Origin of the sequence: Paenibacillus sp. GYB004, assembly GCF_036577605.1 — a bacterium.
Taxonomy (GTDB): domain Bacteria; phylum Bacillota; class Bacilli; order Paenibacillales; family NBRC-103111; genus Paenibacillus_AB; species Paenibacillus_AB oceani.
Window position 1 is genome coordinate 64,144 of record NZ_JARBDB010000057.1, and the last position, 22,777, is coordinate 86,920.

General features: G+C 48.3%; 13 protein-coding genes. 4 read left to right on the forward strand and 9 right to left on the reverse strand.

The genetic code is table 11. From position 1 onward, the window contains the following. Positions 1-417 precede the first annotated feature (417 nt). From PV433_RS23650 to PV433_RS23685, 8 genes are all read right to left on the reverse strand, one after another. Positions 418-2,076 carry an IS1634 family transposase gene (locus PV433_RS23650; protein WP_332074497.1) on the reverse strand — a complete coding sequence of 553 codons (1,659 nt, stop codon included), beginning with the start codon at positions 2,074-2,076 and terminating at the stop codon, positions 418-420. A gap of 136 nt (positions 2,077-2,212) precedes the next feature. Then, positions 2,213-2,593, reverse strand: coding sequence for an Imm8 family immunity protein (locus PV433_RS23655; RefSeq protein WP_332074498.1), 381 nt, complete (start codon positions 2,591-2,593; stop codon positions 2,213-2,215). A 21-nt stretch (positions 2,594-2,614) separates the two neighbouring features. Further along, on the reverse strand, positions 2,615-8,107 hold the full coding sequence (locus PV433_RS23660; protein ID WP_332074499.1) for a polymorphic toxin-type HINT domain-containing protein: 5,493 nt from the start codon (positions 8,105-8,107) through the stop codon (positions 2,615-2,617). A 29-nt stretch (positions 8,108-8,136) separates the two neighbouring features. Further along, positions 8,137-10,581, reverse strand: a complete 2,445-nt coding sequence (locus PV433_RS23665; RefSeq protein WP_332074500.1) for a fibronectin type III domain-containing protein — start codon at positions 10,579-10,581, stop codon at positions 8,137-8,139. 430 nt (positions 10,582-11,011) lie between these two features. Then, entirely contained in the window at positions 11,012-12,130 is a 1,119-nt protein-coding gene (locus PV433_RS23670) for a YeeE/YedE family protein (RefSeq protein ID WP_332074501.1), read from the reverse strand. Positions 12,131-12,153: 23 nt separating this feature from the next. Beyond that, positions 12,154-12,414, reverse strand: a complete 261-nt coding sequence (locus PV433_RS23675) for a sulfurtransferase TusA family protein (RefSeq protein ID WP_332074502.1) — start codon at positions 12,412-12,414, stop codon at positions 12,154-12,156. Beyond that, complete coding sequence (locus PV433_RS23680; RefSeq protein ID WP_332074503.1) at positions 12,411-12,806, reverse strand: rhodanese-like domain-containing protein; 396 nt, start codon at positions 12,804-12,806, stop codon at positions 12,411-12,413. Before PV433_RS23680 ends, PV433_RS23675 begins: the two co-directional genes overlap by 4 nt. Before the next feature lie 12 nt (positions 12,807-12,818). Further along, a complete protein-coding gene (locus PV433_RS23685; protein ID WP_332074504.1) occupies positions 12,819-13,784 on the reverse strand; it encodes a sulfurtransferase in 966 nt (321 codons plus the stop codon). Positions 13,785-13,906: 122 nt separating this feature from the next. Here PV433_RS23685 and PV433_RS23690 point away from each other — a divergent pair, with 122 nt between their 5' ends. The 4 genes from PV433_RS23690 (at position 13,907) to PV433_RS23705 (ending at position 18,878) form a co-directional block, all read left to right on the forward strand. Next, on the forward strand, positions 13,907-14,983 hold the full coding sequence (locus PV433_RS23690; protein ID WP_332074505.1) for a YVTN family beta-propeller repeat protein: 1,077 nt from the start codon (positions 13,907-13,909) through the stop codon (positions 14,981-14,983). Positions 14,984-15,155: 172 nt separating this feature from the next. After that, entirely contained in the window at positions 15,156-16,265 is a 1,110-nt protein-coding gene (locus tag PV433_RS23695) for a GerAB/ArcD/ProY family transporter (protein WP_332074506.1), read from the forward strand. Then, positions 16,246-17,733: a spore germination protein gene (locus tag PV433_RS23700; protein ID WP_332074507.1), complete on the forward strand. Its 1,488-nt coding sequence runs from the start codon at positions 16,246-16,248 to the stop codon at positions 17,731-17,733. Before PV433_RS23695 ends, PV433_RS23700 begins: the two co-directional genes overlap by 20 nt. Beyond that, complete coding sequence (locus PV433_RS23705) at positions 17,730-18,878, forward strand: Ger(x)C family spore germination protein (RefSeq protein ID WP_332074508.1); 1,149 nt, start codon at positions 17,730-17,732, stop codon at positions 18,876-18,878. The genes PV433_RS23700 and PV433_RS23705 overlap by 4 nt, the downstream gene beginning before the upstream one ends. Before the next feature lie 121 nt (positions 18,879-18,999). On the opposite strand, the gene PV433_RS23710 is transcribed toward PV433_RS23705, so the two are convergent. After that, the gene (locus tag PV433_RS23710; protein WP_332074509.1) at positions 19,000-22,707 is read right to left on the reverse strand and encodes a heparinase II/III domain-containing protein; all 3,708 of its coding nucleotides are present in this window, start codon (positions 22,705-22,707) and stop codon (positions 19,000-19,002) included. Positions 22,708-22,777 lie beyond the last annotated feature (70 nt).

Sequence of the window (22,777 nt, forward strand, 5' to 3'; positions counted from 1 at the left end):
ATCGTTCGCAGACCCAGTGTGACGATTCATTTAAATCCTACTTTGATTTTCTCAATCGTGTAAAGGTCGTACGGGAGAATCAGCATATGGTCTTTTTGTTGCTCTGAAATCCCGGAGCCCCTTCGAACTGAGGGGTTCTTATAAAACAAAGGGACTGTCCCCAAGTCAATTTGTGATTTTTTGAACCCACTTAGAATTGATTTTTCTTTAGGAAAAAGACCTTGTCCTCCACTTTACAGTGTAAGCGTCAAACTGTCCCCACCTTCAAGCGGATTGAATCCCATAAGAAAATGAGGTAACTCACATTCCGCACCCCTAGTATGTGGTAGCGAATGGAATTATTAGAGGTCAACCAGCCGCTAAACGGGTGTAGCGATGGTCCAAGGAGCAAACCACCGCTGGAGTAAGTCGATTCGATTAGCCGAGGTAAACCGATTCATCCAAACCGAGACTGGTCAACACGCGCTTCTCCTCTTTGCTCAAGGGGCGGGCGAATTGTCGGGTTCGGGTCCCGTCCGGCAGGCGAAACACGACGACCTTCCGGTACTTGAAGATTTGGAAGATGGCGGCGGCTGTCGGCTTGCGCAGAATCCGGCCTCCCGACCCGTGCATCGGGTTTTGCTCGGTGATGTGCAGCCTGATGCGTCGCTGGAATACCCGGTAAACCGTGAGCGCGAGCAAGAACAAGTACCCCAGCACCTTCACGCGCTCCGGCTTCTTCAGGTATATTTCGTCGGTGTATACAGGATCCTTCAAAAAGGAGAAATTCATTTCGATGTGAATCTGCCCTTTATACAAACCGAGAAGCGTCGTCCCATCCATCGTTTCGCCGCGCCACTCGGATGGCAAGGTGGTAGCCAGCACGAAGCGGGACGCCCGTCTTCGAGCTTCCTGAAACCGTGCTTCGTCCGGTGTGATCGCGGCCTGCACAACGTAGACCGTTTCGACTTGGGGAACTTCGCCTAGCTTCGGACGTCCACGTTTTTTGCGAACGATTTCCTGCGGCCGAACGGTCACGTCCACCTGATGAAACCGGGACGATTGCCCCTCCCGGAAGGCTTCGGCAGCTTGTTCTGCGTCGGCCCGACAGTGAAACGGCGATTGGGCGGCTTCCTTTGCGGCTTGCATCAGCCGATCGCATTCAGCCTCTCGTTCGCGGGTTAATGTGTTTTCCTTTTTCTTGTCTAGCGCGCTGGACTCCACCACGATCAGTCGAAGCCCATGGCCTTCATGCTCGGCCTCGGCGGCCCGCCAGCGGTACGTGGCGCCTTCCTTGGACGAGACGAACGACACCGGCTCGGACCACGACGCATCCGGTGCATCGGCAGACGCCAGTGCGGCTTTGACGATTTTTAATTGGTTGGGCGCGCGGGTCAAAAGATAGGCGCTTGCGCCTTTTGCGGCGTCGAGGGTCGCCTTGCTCATCGCAGCCGAATCGGCGACGTAAACAAAATCGTTCAGCTTTACGGCAGCGCACTGCGCATGGAGTTTCTCCAGCACATCCGGATTCCAGGTTTTGTCTGACGTGTTTCCGTCGTGCACATCGCCATAAAGGGGAATCCCATCGCTATTTCCGATCAACCCGAACTGGATTTGTTTGGCGCCTCGCCGGTCCCGACTGTACCCTTCGACAATCTGCAGCGCCTTGCTCGGTTTCGTGTACGCGCCGTAAACGGACATGCTCGTCGTATCGCCATGAAACACGCTCATCGGGATGCGCTCGTGCTGGTACACATGCAGTTGAAAGGCGGAGTAGAGCTGATGGATGTCCGCTTCATACAATCGGTCCAGGTGGCGTCCAAGTGCGTCGTCATTGAACCAGGACGCCTGCAAACCTGGACGAAGCAGTTGATCCAAATCCTGCTCCGCGGCCCATTTGTCCACGTTCATCAAGGCATTTCGGCCGCTCAGCATGTCGAGCACCAGTAATTGGACGGCTTCGCCAACAGTCGTTCGGCATTGCCGATCCACCGGCACGCGTTCATAGATTTTCCGGCGCAATCCCAGATCGTTCAGGATGCCGCTGAGTAACGGCAGATAACCGACTTCATAGAAATTTTCCATTTGCATGTTCATCATCCGCTCCCGACCCGGCTCTCGATTCTATGACTCTAGCATACACCAAAATTCGCCATTTTCAGAGTCGTAGGGGTGCGGAATGTGAGTTATACAAAAAAGACCTTGAGGATTGTCACCCTCAAGGCATTAGTTATTATTTATCTTGATCAATCTTTGTCAATATTTCTTCACTCGTCATATATTTAATATTGTCATATTCCCATTTCAAATGACGATTAATAGCTTTTGCCACTTCATCCCAAGTAGGGCGAATGCAATCCTTCAATATTTTATTTATTTCTATTTCCAACTGAGTTATATCAAATTTATTAACAATAAATGTTGCCCTGCCATCAAAAGTATTATTTTCACTTAAAAATTTCGCTAGATATTCGGAGGAAATCACTTGGAAATGAAAGCAGTCTGCCCCTATATCATTTTCTTCTGAAATATATGCAGTTACCCTTATTTTAGAATTATCTAGGTCATCTGTGTTTCCGATATAATCAATACCTTTAAGCACAGGTATCACCATATAAACACCCCCACCTTTGTATTATTTCACTTCAATATGGAAGTTACCGCCAATATCATTTTCTAAATTTAGTTCTAGTGAACCATCCTTCTTATAGCCATATCTAGCAACATAGTTTCCATTCTTACTTACATATGTTGTATACCCATTTTGGGCTACTCCCATTGAATAACCTTCACCCACAAACTCCTTCACAGTATCTAGTACCTTATCTTTTGAAATATAAGCATCTTCTAATCCGGCAATACCTCTATTAGTTTTTCCCATAGTAGCAAGGGTCGTTGCACTTAAACGACACGGTCCAGTATTATGAACCCAAATTCCAAGGTCACTAACAAAATATGTATGGAACTCATCAACCGTCATGTTGTAAACGATGACGTGCTTGTGCTCCAGCTCGATGCTCTCTATTTTGAGTTTATTACCATCGCTCTGAACAAGCAAGTCACCGATCTTGAGGTCCTTGACAAACGTCCATCCTTTGCCGTCCACCCAAAACGGATGATTAAAGGTTGATTCAATGACTTGGTCGTTTACATGGATTTTGTAAATCTCGTCCGTTTCGTGGTTGAAAGTTGCCGTAATCTCTTTATAGGCTACCTCACCAGTATTCTCATCCTTGGAAAGAACCTTATCTCCGACTTGAATGTCTTCGATATTCTTCTCCCCTTCGTCTGTCAGAACCTTCGTACCGGCTGTAAAACAATTACATGCAAGATATTTAGCAACATTCCAATTATCCGCTGTAAGCTCTATCTCTCTCATAACCGTCTTGTATTTGTTTTCTAAACTTATTACTAACTTTCCGCCTTTGATTAATTTACCAACAGGAGTAAAACTTGCTGCTGAAAGTGTTTTATCAAAGGTAGAAGCATTTGGGTCAATAATCGTATTAATATCATCGACTATCAAGAAATCTGCTACTGCTTTTGTTGCCCTATAAGTTTTATCAGTCGCCATTTTGAGTTTATCTGTAAAATACTCTCCTGCTGCACTAAAGTAATCATTACACCAACTACTACCCAGTGCACATCCCATATGTCCGCTCGGGTCAATATACCTCAACGGATTATTACTCACATACGTATATAAGTTCAAACTTAGCGGATTCGAGATATCCCCTTCATACGTATCCTCATTAATAAACCGCCCCATATCAGGATCATACCAGCGTGCCCGCAAATATTGGAGTTCCGCGCTGCTATCCCAAAACTCTCCACTGTAACGGAATGGATTCTCTACCATCTCATGTTCTGTAATAGGATTCCCCCAAATATCATACGTATACTGGTTCAGTACATTACCAAGACCATCCGTAAGTCCTACCACATCTCCGTGACCATTGTGGAGGTAATACGTCTTGCCTCCATTTGCATCTACACGTGCAATAAGCTGTTTTCCTCGGATATAACTCGCTTTGTGAACAGTTGCACCAGTACTTCCAACTGTTCCTTCCGCAACCATGTTCTCCCCGTCATAATAATATCGTGTAGTTGTGCCATTCTCTGTCCGTTCATACAAAAGCCCGTCTCCGTTGTATTTATAACTTACAAGAACACCGGTTTCAAGACTTACTTGTTTGAGGCGATTCCGATTATCATACTGATAACTTCCACCCTTAAAAGTAATAGGTTTACTACTGAGGTGGCTTGTTCGGTTCCCCCGTGCATCATAAAAATATTGTTCATTAAATTGTGTGGATGCAGCAATTCGGTTTAGTTTATCATAAGTAAACGTATTCGTAGTGCTATTCTCACTCTTGCTTTTGATATTCCGATGCAAATCATAATCGTATGCAAATGAATTAACAGATTGACCACCAGATCTGGTTTGATTTAATGTGATAAGATTCATTTCATCATATCCATATGATACAGAAATCCCATTCAAGTAGTTTAGCTTTGAAAGGAGGTTATTATCTTTGTAATCATATTGGACATCCCAAATGTTTAACGATGGACCAACTGCCCGCAGTCTATTTCTACTATCGTAATCATAGACCGTTACAATCCCGAATGGGTCAGTCATTTTGGTCCGTTGCCCGTCGTTGTTATACTCATATTGAATGGAACGACTATCAGGATACCCAACATTCGTTAACCATCCCGTTGTTGCATCGTAAGAATATGTAGTTCTCTCAGTGTTAGACTGCACCCATAAACGTCTTCCAGCTGTATCATAATCGTAAGTAATAGTTTCATCGGAAGTTAAACTAGATGTTAATAAATTACGATTATTATAACTATATGTTTTTGTTTGGCCATTTCGATCTAGAACTTTGGTTAAGTTGCTATTATTATCATAGGCATACATTTCTATCTGGCCTGAAGGGTCTTTCTTTTGAACAAGCCTTCCGAGTTCATCATATTTCCTCTGTACCTTGTTACCGTCTGGATACTCAATCTCTGTTAATTGATTAGCCAAAGAGTATTTATATTTTGTCAAATAACCATCAGGATCTTGAACAGAAACTAGTCGACTAAGAACATCATATAAATATTGAGTTGTCTTCTCACTTTCAAATGCAATTGGATCAGTAACACCATTTGTTAAAGATTCGATGTTCCCTGCAAAATCATATGAATATTTAACTGAACTTGTGAGTTGGTTAGAATTATTGAAGGTCTCCATACGTGAGATCCTCCCAATTAAATCATAATACTCTTTAAAAATGTTCCCTTCCTCATCTTTTGTCGTTACCGTTTGATTAATGTCGTCATATGTGATGCAAGTGAAAGCATTATCGTTGCATGTAAGGGCAGCACTCGAGCCTGGATGTTTTGTTATTACAAGGCGATTCCAATTATCGTACACAAAATTGGTTCGATTATTTCCTCCATCTTCATACCATAGTAAACGCCCATAATTATCGTAGTCATACTCTTCAGGGTTTTTTCCTAAAAGTCCACTGGATTTCTTCCATCCAAATTCGTTCCATTTTGTTACCGAAGCTACGCCTGTCGGATCTACGACTGTTAATTGATGTAATGTATCATCGTATGATAAGGTAAGGACTCCATTGTCAGGATACTTTATTTGTTTTAATCGACCGATTAGATCATACGAATATTCTGTATCATTACCATTTCCATCTATAGATCTTGTTAGTTCACCAGTTGATTTATTGTACTCAAAACTTTGAGTTAATGTTTCTGTGACATTATCAATATAGTTTGTTGCAACGATTGATTGTGAAGTAAGGTATCCACCATTGTAATCAACACCATTTACTAGATTTGCATATGAATTAGTAACTACTATGAGCCGCCCATCATCATCTTTAATAGTAACAGTGCTTGGATTTCCTCGTGCATCATACGTATAACTAGTCTGAGCTTTTAAAGTACCTGCTGAACCATTTTCTTTAATTCTAATTTCCATGATTCTGTTTGTGTCTGGGTACCGTTCAATCTCCATGTACTGACTTAACCCATTTTGAACAGGAAATACAACATTTTTTAATAGATGTGTGCTTGAATCGTAGGAGTTTAGGGTGACGTTATTGTTCGGATCCGTCCGGCTAGTAATGTTTCCATATTCGTCAAACTCCCATCTTGTGACTGCAAATTCGGTTTTTTCTACAGAACCATCCTGCCTGATGTTTTCAACATATGTAGTGGATTTCTTTGGTACTGAGCGATAAAGAGAATAGTCGTAATCCCTTAGTTCAATTCGACTTAGATTCCCAGATCTCTCAGTAATTTTTTGAGTATAATAGGTTGCTGGAATATCATCATTAACATGTTGTTTGTAGTTTTGATACAACTTTTGGGTTCGGCCATTGTCCACAGTCGTTGTAAGATTATAGCTACTACCATAGGTCCCAATATCCCCGGAATATGAGAAACTCTCAAAATTGAAATTACCGCCAGATCCTCCAGCAGTCTCTTCCCATTTTTGATGAACACGGTAAGCTTGGTTATACCCAATCGGTCCAAAATATCGAGTAACAGGATTCGCCTCATACCGATATTGTGTTTTTGCTCCTGTAGGATGAGTTATAGTTTTTAATAGTCCATATGGATTATTAGCAGGTTGATTGGCATTCGTGTTTGAAGGAAAGTTGAACTGCGCATTAGATACTTGATAGGAATAACTCGTTGTCCTGCCTTGCGAATCTGTCGCGCCACCAAGAAATTCCTTTCCATTAATAATCTGTTTATTATAGGTTACAGTCTTGTCATCTTGTGTAAGAACAACATTGGTCGAAGTATATGAAATATTGATAGTATTCCCTATAGCGTCTTTAATACTGGTAAGAACTTTTCCATAGGGAGTTATTTGTGAATAAGTGAAATCTACAGTATTCCCATGTACATCTGCAATCCGAATTAATCTTCCTTCTCCATTAAAATATTGACTTGTTTTATCAAGGGATCTTAGTTCATGTGACGAAGTTTCGTTATTCACGGTGACTGAGGTATTGTTATAAAGTACCAAGTCTTTCCAAGGGTAACCAACTAATTGATTGCTACCATTTATTTCATATGATCCCCGATTAGCGAGATGCAAATACCTTTTACCATTTTTTGATTGAATGGAACTAATGTTCCAAGACCATCCTTTCCCTATTGGAAAAATATTTTCTTCATAAGATTTGTCAATTGTTTTATTGAATATGCCTGTATATAGTTTCTTCATTACAGGACGAGGTGGAGACAATATTAAAGGGGCATAAGATGCCCATGCCTTATAATAAAAACCATCATTATAAGGACCGTAGTAAGGAATTGTAAAAACAGGACCAATCTGGTTCTTTTGCCAATAATCAAAGTTTGAATAGGCTTCACTATACTTAGAATTAATTTCATTTTCTTTCACATAGTATGCATAAAAAGATTCAGGATAAACGTATAAATTATTCCTTTCATATGCATTTGGTTTTCCAAGGATTTTCCCAGGTTCAGGTGTAAAACCTAGGTCTGCCTGATTTATTATCACCGAATCGAACGCATAAAATTCCGTTCCAGCTAGGTTTTTTCTATCGTATGTTATATTTAATGACCCGAAGACAGCGTAGTAGAAAATATCATGATTCTCTGTGTCCATATCATAGAACTGAGACGAGGTACTGTCATAAGATCGCGTAAGTGCAAAGGATAGTCCATTCCTACCTGGTAAGACTAAATCTGTTGATGTAACAGATAGCCCCCCCGTTAATGTAGAAACGCTTCCTCCTCCACTTTTTATACTATAAGGTGCCTGATCCGTTTTTATGTTAATATTTCGTGCAGCAATTTGGTCATAATTTTGCGGATATTCTGGAGTCGATGAGAATAAGTTAGAACGGTAAACTGAATCGCTTACATTTCCATATACAGTCTGAGACACATTACTTTCATTACCAATGCCACCACCACTTGGAGAATGCAATATTATTGGAGCAGGTGGTTCTTCCGGGTTATAATTTGATTCGTTTTCTAGTAAATTTGTTGTCGATGCGAATCCGATTGTTGGTAACAGCCCAGAAATAAGCATAGTTAAGATCAACCATATAGTAACTAGCTTCCTCAAAGTTAATCCCTCCATTGACTAGGTTTCCCTCAATTGCCTATAGTTCTACCTATTTGGTTACCGTTTAAATCATATTGAATTTCAATAGTCATACCATTGGGAAAGAGGATCCTTTCTAATCTGCCAATTGAATTATACTGATATTCTTGTTTAGGCGTAACAGTGATAGTCGCTGCATCGGAAAAATTACCAGCGGCATCTTTAGCTTTTACGGAAAATACGTAATTTAAATAAGGATTAGTGATACTGATCGTGTAAAAATTAGTTCCTGCTAATACACTTCCAACATATGTCGACTCATCATAAATGTCATATCCACTAACCCCTACGTTGTCCGTCGATGCCGCCCATGTAAGTGTTATAGTATTTGCAGACCTTCCGCTGACCTGAAGATTGGTAGGGACGGAAGGCGGAATTGTGTCTATGATTGCAGTGATAGCGTTACTCCATGCAGATATATTTCCAGATGTATCCCTAGCTCTGACCATGAATGTATATGGGATGTTAGCGTTTATGTTTCCAATAGTAAACGAGTTCAAACCCGCTGGTACAAGTCCAACTACCGAACTTCCATTAAAAATTTCATATTCCGCTATACCTACGTTATCTATTGATGGAGTCCAACTTAACGTAATTGCTGATGCACCTGCATGAACTACGGACACATTGGTTGGAGCCGTAGGGGCCAATGTATCGAAATATACCGAAACTGAATTGCTGCTAGCGGACATGTTTCCTGCTACGTCTTCTGCTTTAACAGTAAAAGTGTGTGTAATATTACTCTCTAAATTGGGAACGGTGTAAGTTGTCGTACTTGCTTCAGTCACGCTCCCAATGAACTTTTCACTATTATAAATACTATAACCTGTCACTATAAGATCATCAGTTGAGCTAGTCCACGATAAAGAAACGGAATTGGAGGTCTTCCCTATAATCGACAGGTTATCAGGTGGGTTTGGTGCTAGTGTATCGTCTACAAACTCAGATCTCATAACCTTTAGTTTTGCTGAGAGGGGGCTACCTTGATATCCATAGACTCCAATATAGTATGTATATCCTGCAGTTAAATATGCGTCGATTCTGGAGAATCTATTATCAGACCCAAGATTTTTGTCATCGTTATAACCGATCATATAATTTAAGTTTGGATCTTCATATAACCTTAGCACAGAATCATCTTGGGAGCGCTCAAACGGTAGTGTAATAATACTATAAACCCCAGTAACGTCAGGAATAAATTTATGGAAACCAACCAATCCTGCTGGTATATCCATATGGACTGAATAGTTTTCTGTGATCCAAGTGTAAGTGGGCATCGACTTAAATGTCTTTAATCGAAGATGTGTATATTCAGCGTTTGGTCCATTAATGCTATCAATATGAATTTTATAATAATAATCTGTTTCAACAAAATTACCACTTATACTTGAAAATGGTCCTGAAGATAAACCTATCTGTCGGTTATCATCCCCAAGAAAGAATAATGAGAGATTATGGTCAGATATAATATTGCCGCCATGAATGTAATCTGCCATTATTGTATAAAATCCAATATCACTCGGATTATAATAATATTCTGCATTTTGATAAGGGTTCAAACTTATATCAGCAACCCCATTTTCCGATGCAATTAAACCTGCAACCCCATTCTCAAATAATGCCCCCAATAAAAAAGAAACTGGAATGGATTGATCTGGAAAGTCTACACTTGTGGCATACACTCTAACGAAGTACTGTGTATTCGCAGTCAACTGAATGAGTACAGTAGAAAAGGGGGAGCCACTGGCATCATCATTTGCAGCAAGGACATTCCCGTATTGATCCAACAGCTCTAGGTAAGTATTCACGTAATTATTCTGTTGAATTGCAGCTGTATAGAATCGATAAGTGAAGTCATCCAGCGGAACAAAGCTATATGTCTTTTGACCATTGGTATGCATATTTACAGGGAACCACATTTCAGTGTATAACGTTCCGTCTACTGTTGAAAAAGACATGATGTTACTAGTGTTCAATTCCCCAGAAAATTCTTCAATTGCGGCTAAGTATGCATTTATTAAATCATTTAATTCTCTTTCAATGGTAGTTATATCTTCACCAATGCTGGATTCTCGAATTATTTTGTCATGTACTATCTTATATTGATAGTATGTATTGCTAATCGATTTAGATAATGTAAGATCATGATTAGCTTCTTTAATCAACGCGAACAAAGCATGACTTAATGTTGTGATTTTTCGATGTAACTTTGCTTCCATACTTTGATATCTATTACTTGTTTTATCATTAAAGAAGAGATGATATTCTCCCATATCGTAAACGCTTTCATTTACTGATGTAGATACTAATGGAGAATTAAACGTTGCGTTGTCATTACCGGCATTTGCATTGCTAACGCTCCATTGTATCAGAGGAACGCAGATCAAGAATAAAAGTACCACCTTAAACATTTTTCTACTTTTTAATTTTCTCACTCTACTCAACCTTTCATGAATAAAATGACACTTTCCCGGAATTAACTGCAAATCGAATATCATTTGATTACTTAAATAAAATTTACATTGCTTCCTATAAAAATCCTCCTCTCACCTTTAGTGGAAATTTAACACATTTCAGAGAATATATTATTACAAACTTTAATTACTGTAATTGGACTTTGATATCTTTTTTTAGGATAATTTTTACTTTCTCACCATACGTTCTCCGCCGCTGCCGATCTATTACTAAAACAAATTCAGGCGACCTTTTGAGCTACAAATAACCCCCCCCCGGCTGTTTCGGCAGCGGAAGCTTCGGCCTGCTTATCCAGCTGCGGGCCTCACGAGCTGCGCCGCACAAAAAAAAGGACAACGCCCAGGCGAAGCCTGCGTTGTCCTCCCGCTTCTCTTCTTATCCTAACTTCGCTCAAGCTCCGAACGAATCGTCCCGCTTGAACAGCATCAGTGGCATTTTGAACACATAAGCGACGACGATGAAAATGCCGATAATCATGCCGACCAGTACGAGCACGCTGCTGATCGACAGCCCACCGACACCGGTGATGACGTTGGCGATGTTGCAGCCCGGCGCGATCCGCGACGAGATCCCCATCAGCAAACCGCCGAAGATGGCGGCCGGCAGACGCGATCTGCGCGGGAAGCGGAGCTTGAAGCTACCGCTCAGCAAGGCGGCGGAAAGCGATCCGATGACGAGGAAGATGACTAGCGTCTCCTCTGGTCCGAGCCCTACTTTCGGAAAGTCGGCGAACAGCGCGTTCAGATACGTGTTGTTAAACACGAAATCGTCCCCGAAGATCTGAGCGACGGCCACCGCGCCGATCCGCGTCTCCGGACCGGTGATGCCGACGTTTGACATCAGCGCGAATTGAACCGTAGCGACGACCCCGATCAGAAACGCCACGAGACGAATGTCCCAGTGCGACTGCTTGAATGGATTGCCCTCCCAGTCGGTCAAGGCACTTTTGAACCCTTGCACAAAACCTTTCACACCGAACCGGGCGACTGCGATCGCCACCATAATGACTACGATAGCAACCGGTATCACATACCCGGGCAGCGGCAAATGATACAGCGTATACCCCGACTCGACGACCGTCAGCGGTTCGATCGCATCGCGCGCCCACGGATCGTAGATCAGAGCGAACAGCAGGTTGCCCGCGATGGCAAACAGAAGCACGATCCAGAACTGCACATACCCCATGCCGCACCGGTACAACGTGCCCGAGCCGCAACCTCCAGCGATCGTCATGCCGATCCCGAACAGCAGTCCGCCCAGCAGGTTCGCTCCGCCGATCGGCACGGTCCACAAGTCGGCGATCCCCTTGGCGCCGGTCGTCAGTACGAGCGCCCAGCCCAGCAAGGCGGTAGCCATCAGCACGAGCACGCCGTTCAAGATGCGCGTATCGCGCACGCTGATCCAGTCGCGAATCGAAGCGACGAAGCAAAAGTCCGCTTTTTGCAGCAAAAATCCGTAGCTGAATCCGAAAAATGCGGCCAGCAGAAAAACATCCCAAGTGTAAGCCATCGGAGCCAACCTTCCTTAGTTCATTACGACTTTTTCACGAAAATATGGTATTGTCCGCCTTTTTTGGCGACACCCAAAAACTCCCCAATTTTGTTCATCTTAACGGCAGCCGGAATCGTCTTCGTAGCGATGCTGTGATCGGTAATCTCGACGACGATTTCTCCGGATTTTGCCTTGCGAAGTCCGTCCAAAGCGAGATTCAGTGTATGCGGGCACACTTCCCCTACTGCGTCTACGATATGGTCGGGCTTAATTTCCAGCAATTGTTGTTCGGTTAGGCTCATTGTCCGTTAACCCCTTTCGATTTGTCGAGTCCGTATGTTTCGATCGGCTCCGCGGCACCGGTTTCAATGCCGTTGCCTTCGTTCGCCCAGCTCAACATGCCGCCGGCAAAGTTATGAACGTTGGAAAAGCCGTTATTTTGAAAATATTTGGCGACCTCAAAGCTTCTTCGTCCGCTTCTGCAGACGAACACGTATTCCTGCTCCGGATCCAGCTTCTCGGTCCAGTCGATAATATCGCCCATCGGGATGAGAGGAAGTCCGGCAATATGGGCCGCCTCGTACTCCTCGGGTTCCCGGACGTCGATCACGACGGCGGTACGGTTCGGGTCTTCGAGTATATCCTTTAACTCCTGCCAATCCAGGTGAGAGACTTCTTCGATTTTGTGCGGCATGCGGCTTCCTCCTTATTTCACCAGCGTCGTATCGTCGGCGTTAGCCCATTCGGCCATTGAGCCTTCGTAGGGACGAATATCCTGGAACCCGAGCAGACGCAGCGTGAAGTAGGAATGCGCTCCGCGAATGTTCGTCTGGCAGTACGGAATGATCGTTTTTTCCTTATCCGTCACTCCGGCTTTCGTATAAATATCGTTCAGGTCTTTGTAGCTTTTGAACTTCGGCACCCCGTCCGCCGGAGTCTGGTCGATCGCCTCGCTCCACTCGGTGTTGACCGCGCCCTTGACGTGTCCGCCGTTTTTGTTGCCGCGCAGATCTTCGCCGGAGTATTCCTTCGCCGAGCGGGTGTCGAGCACTGTGCACTGGGCGAGATCGGCGCTCAGTAGCTGCGCTTTCGTAGTGATCAGCTTGTCATTAGGCTGTGGAGCGAAATTACCCTTGACAACAGCCGGAGTTTCCGTAGACACTTCCTTGCCGGCGGCCGTCCATGCGGCATATCCGCCGTTAAGCACTTTTACTTTATCTTTCAGACCGTAATATTCGAGTGCGTAAAAAACGCGGGTTGCGCCGTTGCCCGAAGCTTCGTCATACACGACGATCGTCGAGTCGCTGTTGATCCCGGCCTTTTGGACCAGCTCGGTGAACGCTTCTTTCGAAATAATGGAGTTGTTTTTCGAATCTTTCAGCAGACCGGAATTGATCGAGATCGCCCCCGGAATATGACCCTGCTCGTATCCTTTGGAACGGGCGTCGATAATTTTGACCTTTGCGTCCTTCGCATTCGACTCTACCCATTTCACATCGGCGATCAGCTGTGCATTCGGATACGGGTCCGTCGCTTTGACTTCCTGAACCGCCTTGTTGCCTGTATTCGAGCCCCCCGCCGCATTCGTTGCGCTGCCGTCCGGCTTGCTGCTGCAGGCTCCGACAATCCCCGCAAGTACTACCAATGAAAGAAGTGCCATTTTCTTTTTCATCGAATCTTTCTCTCCTTCCGGACCTTCTGCATCTTGCGCCCTAGATCGTTTCCCTAGTATAATACACCTATCCCGAGTGTGTTACAAGGATTAATTTCAGCAAATCGACTAGGAGAATTGCAATGAGACAAAGGAAGCGGGTTATCGCAATTGGAGTAGCGCTCGTCTTGATTCTGAGCGGATGTGCGATGGAGACGAAAGAACAGGCGCGCCAGCGTCTGTCGGCAGGCGGAAGCCCCCAGACGGGGGAAGCGGGCGCCGCTGCGCCGCAAGGAGAAGCCGGGAAGCTGACGGCCGTCCAGTTTTATGTGCCGAGCGAGAAAGAGAACAAGCTGTCGGTCATCGACGTACCGACCGGCAAAGTCGTAGGCTCCGTCCAGCTGTCGGAAGCACCGGCGACGGTCGTCTTCTCGAGTACGATGCGGGAAGCGTATGCGGCCAATATGAACAGCAGCACAATCTCCTTCATCAATACGCAGACATTAAAGGTGGAGAAGGAAGTCCCGGTCGGCCCGATGCCTCACGGGCTCGTGCTGTCGCCGGACAACAAGACGCTGTATGTCGCGGCGGTGGCGGACCAGTTCGTCTACCTCGTCGATACGAAGGTGGGCAAGGAAGCCGGAACAATCGATCTGGGAGCCGGGGCGAAGACCAACTACATGGCTTTGTTCGGCGACAAGCTCTATATTAGCGATCATGAGAATCATAAGGTGTACGTCGTTAATGTGAAAACGAAAGAAAAAGTGCTTACGATCGAAACCGGCAAAACGCCGCGAGCCGTCAAAGTAAGCGACGACGGCAAAAAGCTGTTCGTTCCGACCGCCGGGGACGGCAACCTGGAAACGTACAATACCGAGGACGGCAAGCTGCTCTCCAAAATTCCGGTCGGAGCCGGCGCCACCGATGTCGTCATCGCGGAAGACGGACAAAGCGGCATCGTCACGTCCATGGAAGGCAATTCGGTCACGTTTGTCGACCTCGCAGGCGGCAAACCGGTCCAGACGATTCAGGATTTGCCGGGCGCCCGCCATATCGCCTACAACCGGCTGCAGTCCAAAGCGTACGTCACGCTCGCGGGCTCGGACGAAGTCGCCGTCATCGATACGCAGACGCGTCAGATCGGCGAGCGAATTAAAGTAGGAACGATGCCGCACGGCATTCAGCTCAAAGCATTACCCGGCATCGGCGGCAGCTGCTGATCCGCCCAATCCGAACAAACAGCCTCCTTTCACGGTAGTGAAAGGAGGCTGTTTGTTATTGTCCGCTCCCGGCCCCGCCATGCCGGAGAACTTCCGCAGCGGTGCATGTTTCGGGCAGAAATGGGAAAGCGTACTAAGTGATCGATCATTACGGATAGAAAGTGCGATGCCCATGAGCAGGTCCAATAGCAAAATCAACTTTTTGCAATTATGCATGATTCTGATGCTGATGAACGGCTTGACCGATCACGTCATCGTAAATCCGCTGTTGCTGGACGCATCCGGGCGCGATGCATGGATTGCAGTCATCTGCACCGCATTCTGGTTCCTCCCTTGGTGCGCGCTGATCGTTTACATTATGCGCTCTGCCAATGGAGAAAGAATTCAGCCTTGGTTAGCCAAACAGACTTCTCCGGTCATCTCCTGGTTGCTGCTAGCCCCTATCATCTTGCAGTTGTACTTGATCGGGGGAATGACTGTTGAACAGACGGTCACCTGGACGGCCACGAACTATTTGCCTGCCACCCCGACATCGGTACTAACGATCGTCTTGGTGCTGGTATGCCTGTATGCGGCCAATTACGGACTTAAGGCCATTGCGATCAGCTCGGGCATTTTGCTTCCGACCGTCATCGGACTCGGCTTTTTCGTTGCGATTGCGAATATGCCGGAGAAAGACTATGGAATGTTGAAGCCTTTCCTCGAGAACGGCTGGGAGCCTGTTTACCACGGTATGGTATTCGCCGGAGGCAGCTTCTCGGAGCTGTTTTTAATTATCCTTTTGCAACATCGGATGAAGTCGGGAATTAAGTCATGGAAACTGATGCTTCTGGCGCTAATTCTCATCTTTATTACGTTAGGGCCGATCGTAGGGGCCATTACGGAGTTCGGTCCCCAAGAAGCGGCGAAGCAGATGGTATCTCCTTATGAGCAGTGGCGTCTGGTCCGATTGGGCGATTATATCGAACATGTCGACTTTTTATCCGTCTACCAATGGCTGGCCGGAGCAACCGTACGGATCAGTGTGGCCATGTTTTTGCTGGCCGACCTGCTGCCCATTCACAGCCCGAAAGTCCGTCAGCTGTTTTTGTGGGGGCTTACGTTAAGCTATGTTGGCTGTATATTGTTTACGAATTCTCAAAATGCGCTCTATTTGCGCATTTACCAATCCTATTTTCCCATAACGCTTGTAGTCACACTGCTGCTTAGCGTTGTAACTACCAGCATAGCGTTCTGGTCAAGGAAAAAGGGGGAGATCCGGCATGAACGATCCGAATCCTAACGAGTCGACCGTATGGACGGAGCAGAAGCTGAGAAATATATTCGCTTTATCTTCCGACGTCAAGGTTCATTCGTACCGTTTCGGCCCGCACAACGAACCGTCGGACGTCGTTCTGGTCTATACAGAGGGATTATGCAACAACGAAGCGATCGGCAGAACGATCCTCCCTTCTCTGCATCAGGCTTACCAGCAGACGAAATTTGCCGATATCGGCTCGAACCGGCTGTTCGGGCTTTTGCCCCTGATCCCTTTTGAAGGCCGGACCGAAATCGATCAGATTTCCGCTTCCGTCTTCCAGGGCAATCTGGTTCTCCTCTTCCCCGGTCAGGGCGAGATGTTCCGGATCGATATCGGCAGCCGCCCCGAGCGGAGTCCGGAGGAATCCAACACGGAAATATCGATCAAAGGTCCGAAGGACGGCTTTATCGAAGACGTCTCGGTTAACGTGGCGCTGATCCGCAAACGTCTACGCACCGATACGTTATGTTATGAAACGACGCTATTGGGGCGGAGAACCCAAACGAAAATAGGCTTGTTGTACATTCGGGACATCATCTCGCCGAAAATCTTAAACGAAGTCCGTTCCCGGCTGAGCAAGATCGACGTGGACGGCATATACAGCGTCAGCCAGCTCGAAGAGGCGCTGGCGGATGCGAAGTATTCCCTCTTCCCGTCGTTCGACAACTCCGGGCGGCCGGATTATGCGGTATCCAGTCTGCTGGCGGGCCGGTTTGTCATTATTGTCGACGGCATTCCGATCGTTTTGATCGGGCCCAGCAACTTTTCCCTGCTTCTGAAATCGCCGGAAGATATTCATTTTACGTTCCAGTATACGACGTTTTCGCGGCTCATTCGTCTGATCAGCTTCCTGATTGCCGTCTACTTGCCGGGCTTTTGGGTAGCGTTGTCGGCTTTCCATCAGGATCAGATTCCGTTCCGGCTTATGGCAACCATTGCGGTAGCCCGGCTCGGGCTGCCGATCTCCGCCCAGATGGAGATGTTTCTGCTGCTGATCATACTTGAGATTTTCCGGGAAGCGGGAGTACGCCTGCCGAGCACGATCGGACAAACGCTTACCGTCGTCGGCGGCTTGATCATCGGGGACGCCGCGATCCGGGTAGGTCTCGTCTCTCCGTCAGTCGTCGTCGTCGGGGCAATGACGGCGGTGGCGGGCGCGACGCTGGTTAATCAGACGTTAAGCACGGTCGTCAGCGTCATCCGTCTGATTATCTTTTTGCTTTGCTCGATGATCGGCATGTACGGGCTCATCCTTTCGATGATCCTGCTTACGTTTTACATGTCCAGACTGCATTCGTTCGGCGTTCCATTCCTCGCTCCGCTCTCTCCGCCGATCTTCAAGGATATGTTGTCGTCCTTCTTGAGAATGCCGTGGAGCAAGCGGCGTACAAGACCGGAAACGTTGCATACGATCGATTCGGACCATTACGCTAAGGAGGAGGAGCCTTGAAATCGATCGGGTCTATGCTTGCGGCGGTGATGCTCGCCCTGCTGGTCAGCGGATGCTGGAACTCCAAAGACGTCCAGAAGATGGCTTACGTTACCGCGCTCGGCTTCGATTATGCGGACGGCAAAATTGTTAGCTATGTGCAGGTTCTCAACTTCTCCAACGTCGCCAAGGGGGAAACATCGCAGGTCGGCAAATCGGTGCCGGTATGGGTGGGCAAGGGAGAGGGGATTACCGTTACCGAATCGCTCACGGACATCTACTCCACGTCCCAGATCCGGATATTTTGGGGGCATATCAAAGCGATTGTCTGTACCGAAAGTTTTATGCAGAACGGTCAACGCATCAAAGAAGCCTACGATATGGTGAACCGGTATCGCGAAATTCGCTATAACGTGCTGTTGTACGGAACGAAGGATAACTTGCGGGATATTTTCATTCAAAAATCGCTGCTTAACTTCTCGCCGATCGATACGGTGATGAGCACGCCCTCGCAAATATATACGCAGCGATCTTTTATCCTGCCGGTGTACGGGTTTAAGCTGATCGCCCAATTCAACGAGGCGGGATCACCGATCATGCTGCCTTCCATCACGGTGGCCAAGGGGGACTGGACGGAAGATCAGAAAAAAAAGTCGATGCTGCGAATTAACGGCGCCTATTTTTTTCGAAAGCTGGATATGATCGGCTGGCTGCCCGAGAACGACCTGGCAGGATACCGCTGGTTGCAGCAAAAACTGGAACGCTCGCCCATCAACGTACCGAACGATTCCAACCCTGCCGTGGCACTCGTCCTGACCAAGCCCAAGTTTAAAGTGACAGCCGTTATCGACGGCGACGTCAAATATAAGATTCACGTCAAACTGCATGCCTACTTGGACGAAATGATCCGCGATATTACGGAAAAGGAAATCGAAGACCAGGCGGCGCAAGTGATCAAGGAAGAAATTATGGCCACCTATAAGAAAGGGCTGCGGATTAAAGCCGACATCTTCAAGCTTGACGAGGTGTTGTACCGGAACCATCCGAAATTGTGGCGGGAGCGGCACGCGAGGGGCGACTTCCTGCTGACGCCGGATTCGATCAGCGAGATCGAAGTGAAGATCAGCCTGCTGCATACCGGCAAATACAAGGGGCGTGTCAATTAATATTGCCGGAAGCAACGATCCGATCCGCACTTTACGACTGCACCGCTTAAGACCCCCTAAATACACAGAAACGCGCAGAAGCGCCCCCGGATTCATTCAAACGTCCGGAGGCGCTTTGCTGTTAACGGACCGACACGTTGCCGATGCGGAACGTATGCATGCCCTGCCATTCGAGGAACGGATGCGAGGTCATTCTCGAGCTGCCGTCGGGCCTGTAATCCCAGCCCGAATCCGTATGATCCAGCACGATCCACGTCTTCCCGTTTTCGCGGCGGATTTCCTTCACTTTGTAGCCGTGAGTTTTGCCGTCGGGATGAGTGACGACAAGCGTACTGCCCGTATACGATGCGGGCACGGCCGTTTCGGTAACGATCGCATCGGCCGGATCGCCGTTAACGATTCGCATTACGTCCGTCACCGTCCCGGTCGCCGGCCCCGGACCGGTTAGCGTTTCACCGCCTTTGCGCAGCAGCGTTCCTTCCGAGAGCACCATCTTCGTCACCGTACCGTTTTCGGTTCGGATAAAGCCGTATTTGCCGTTCAGCTCCATGTCCCCTACCTTCAGCGTCGCACCGGACTCCGACGAGCTCAGCACCGTATCGGTTATCGCCCCGTAACGGATTTGCAGCGCAACCCCGCCTTCATGGGGCAGGTCGGGTACCAATTTCTCAACTGATTCGATTTTCGGACCCGCTCCCTTGTACGGCTCGATGATATGGACGAAGGTACTCGACAGATTGGTGCCGCTCCTTCTTACGACCAGCTTCGGCATCCAATACTTGACCGCTTCGGTATTGATATCTTTGGATGTGCCGGATAGACGGGTCGCCCGAAGCGAGGGCGAGCGGCCGATAAACAGTTCGTTCTCCCCGCTTGCGTCCGTAAAACCGGTAATCGCAAGCTTCCCTTGATCCGTACCGTTGTCGCTCGTCTCGAGCGTAACCTGATAGCGGCCGTCCGGAATTTCCGCGCGCTGTACGTCCTGCACGTAAATATAACCGTAATAGTTCCCCTGCGCGGAACCGGTGTCGTTCTCGGATTCGGGCATCGTCACCTGCGTCCCTTCCGGGAGCAAATAGGGGCCGTAAGGCTCTATAGCCGCGTCGGTTGTAAATACGCCGTCGCGGTTCGCATCGCCTCCGAGGGTATATTCGTGGCGGCTGCCGCCCGCTATGCGGAACAGATCCACCACATAGCCGTCCTCCGCCGACTCGCCGTCTCCGAACGGAATGACCCAGGGCTCCCTGCTGTATTCGTCCGTTACCGGGTAGGCATCCGGCTGGCTGGCCCGGACGATCTGTACGCCGCTGTCTCCCGTTACCAGCGACTCGATCCGCCCGCCATGCAGCCCTTGTCCGCTCAGATTCATATCCTCCCCGTCGACGACGACCGTGTTATGCGCAAGCGTCGAAGACGTCCATCTCCGGTAAAACGTATGCGTATACCCGATATCCGGGAGCAGCTCCTGTCCTTGCGCGAACAGGGTTAAGTTTAGCGGATCGTAGTGGTTGTGGCCGTATTTCGGCGTGAATTGCAAATAAGTTTGCAACTGCCGGCCGCCCGTTCCTAGCGCAAGCCGGGATATGCCCGAGCCAGGCAGCAGATAGGAGCCGAGATCGGTGCGAGGCAACGCGGTTTTCTCGTTCGCCCACGTATCCTGAATGGGTACATAACTGCCGTTCGGATAAGCTACTACGTTTTTCATGTTAAGCGCATTACCGAGCGCGGGATACGTCCCCGTCATATCGACGTTGTCCAGGCGCTGGCCGTCCCTGGGAGACAAATAGCCGGCGGGGTCGCTCCACCCTTTCGCCTCCTCCATGCTATGCACCAGACCGTTAATCGACTGATTGTGATAAGAGAGTGTCACCTCTTTCCAGAACCCGTCGGACAGGAAGTTGTTCGCAGCGAAGTCCTGAATGAGATCCACCGCTTCGTGCATGTACGCAGGCTGTCCCGAGCCTTTGGCCATCCGGACCAGACCGAGCCAGGTCGTATACTCCATATTGTGATTCAGCACCGGGAACGACCGGACGAAGTCGAACGACGGCTCAAACACCGTCTCCACAAGCTTCTTCTCGACATCGAAGCCAAGCTCCGCGCTTAATAACGCAAAGGCGTTCGTCTTGCGCACATCGCGGTATGCGTTGATCAGATAGCTCATATTCGTCATCTCTCCGGTATACCACCTGTACCAGACCCCGCCCCAATAATGGTAAGGAGGCCCGCTGACGACCGGGTAGTTGGTCCAGTAATAGTCGTTGGTCGGCAAATATCCGGCGTAAACGTCGGCCCACCGGTTCAACAGACGGGCCGCTCCCAGCGGATCCGTCGCCGCGATTTTGGCTGTCTCGCGCAGCGTATAGTCTTTCTGGAAGTACCATAGATGGGCGGTCAGAAAATATTTGCGGCCTTCGCCGTCTTCGTAATACGGGTATTCGACCGTTTCGCCTTTTCGGTTTGTTACGGTCAGCTTATGCGTCTCCGGGTATGTGCTGTTCGGATAGACGGTCCCGGTCGTCTTCGAGACGATCTGATTCGGGTTCTGCACGTTCCAGCTGTACAGCTGATACGGGGAAAGCGTCGGATTTTCCGGAAGTCCGGTAAAGATAAAGCCGGTCTTCTCCGGAATCAGCCGCATCACCGTTTCGACATGACTGGAAGCCGGCGCATTCAACACTTCCCGGATCGGCCCCGCAGGGAAAACGATCCCCGAAGCTTGCTTATCCCCGGCTTCGATCAGCGCGTTCCGGTCGAACGACAGCTCGAAGTAATGGTAGATGCCGTTTCCTTGCCGGAAACCGGCCTGCAAGCGGTATTGTCCCGCTGCCAGCGGTTTCGGATGATTAAACGTAAGAAAGGTTTGCCCGCCCCGTTTCTCCACGGCAGGCGGCTCCAGGCGGGTCGTTACGCCATCCGGCGATATCCACGCCAGGCGCACTTCTGTCCCGTTATGAATCGCATTGCCGTTCACAGCGAATTGTTTCGTCGTGTAGTTCACATAGGTGAGCTTTCCGTTCGGGGGCTGCCACCGCTCGGTACGGCTGCCCGGCGCGTCATGTAAGGGAGGCGTGCTCACAAAGTATAACGGCGCCATGCGGGACTCGTTCAGCACATGAGAGACAAGGCTGATCGAGCTGCCTCCCTGATCCACGATGTAGGAACTGCGGATCGGCGCCCAAGAGCTGAACGGCTCCGAGTTGATTCCAAAATAACGCATCACGTTAAATGACCACATCTCTCCCTCGGCCGGCTCCGTCTTCCCGAGCGATTGGAAAGGCACTCTCACTTCCGCCGTCCAGGAACCGGCCCCCCGGCCGATCTGAACCGCCGCTCCCTGCAGTTCCTTTACCGCCGTCCCCCAATTGCTGCGGATCGGACTATCCCCGCTCGCGATCGGGATTGTCAGCCGGTATACGTCGGCACGGGCCGTTCCCGGGGCCAGCAATACCTCCACTATTTCCGTGTCCGGGGCTGTCCCCGGCTGTTCATAAAGTCCCTCCAGACCTAAATATAGATTGGCATCATCGTACAGTAGATACAGCTTGGTGCCGGACCCGGCCGGGTGGTTGTCGAACATGGTGACGAAGCCGTCCGCCTGAAATGCCGACTGCCATAAAGGCTCCATTGTTCCGTCTACGGCCGGAACGTGTCCGGTCTGCGGTACGACAGCTATGCGGTTGGTGAAGCTTAACACCTCGCTGTCCATCGATTGCCCTCCTCCTCCGCTTGCAGGCGCATCCGGTTCCGCCCAGGCGAGCTGAACAACCAGAAGCGACCATACGCACAGACAGATACTCCATACCTTGACGGATCGTCTCCTTGACATCTTTTCCCACCTCCAGCTTTTGGATCGCAGGGGACGAGATGTAAGTGCTTTCAGTTTCGCAGGGCAGTCG

Coding starts and splice junctions, on each gene's coding strand:
- PV433_RS23670 (WP_332074501.1), bottom strand. CDS start 12,130: ATGGCTTACACTTGGGATGTTTTTCTGCTGGCCGCATTTTTCGGATTC.
- PV433_RS23650 (WP_332074497.1), bottom strand. CDS start 2,076: ATGAACATGCAAATGGAAAATTTCTATGAAGTCGGTTATCTGCCGTTA.
- PV433_RS23655 (WP_332074498.1), bottom strand. CDS start 2,593: ATGGTGATACCTGTGCTTAAAGGTATTGATTATATCGGAAACACAGAT.
- PV433_RS23675 (WP_332074502.1), bottom strand. CDS start 12,414: ATGAGCCTAACCGAACAACAATTGCTGGAAATTAAGCCCGACCATATC.
- PV433_RS23685 (WP_332074504.1), bottom strand. CDS start 13,784: ATGAAAAAGAAAATGGCACTTCTTTCATTGGTAGTACTTGCGGGGATT.
- PV433_RS23690 (WP_332074505.1), top strand. CDS start 13,907: ATGAGACAAAGGAAGCGGGTTATCGCAATTGGAGTAGCGCTCGTCTTG.
- PV433_RS23680 (WP_332074503.1), bottom strand. CDS start 12,806: ATGCCGCACAAAATCGAAGAAGTCTCTCACCTGGATTGGCAGGAGTTA.
- PV433_RS23695 (WP_332074506.1), top strand. CDS start 15,156: ATGAGCAGGTCCAATAGCAAAATCAACTTTTTGCAATTATGCATGATT.
- PV433_RS23700 (WP_332074507.1), top strand. CDS start 16,246: ATGAACGATCCGAATCCTAACGAGTCGACCGTATGGACGGAGCAGAAG.
- PV433_RS23710 (WP_332074509.1), bottom strand. CDS start 22,707: ATGTCAAGGAGACGATCCGTCAAGGTATGGAGTATCTGTCTGTGCGTA.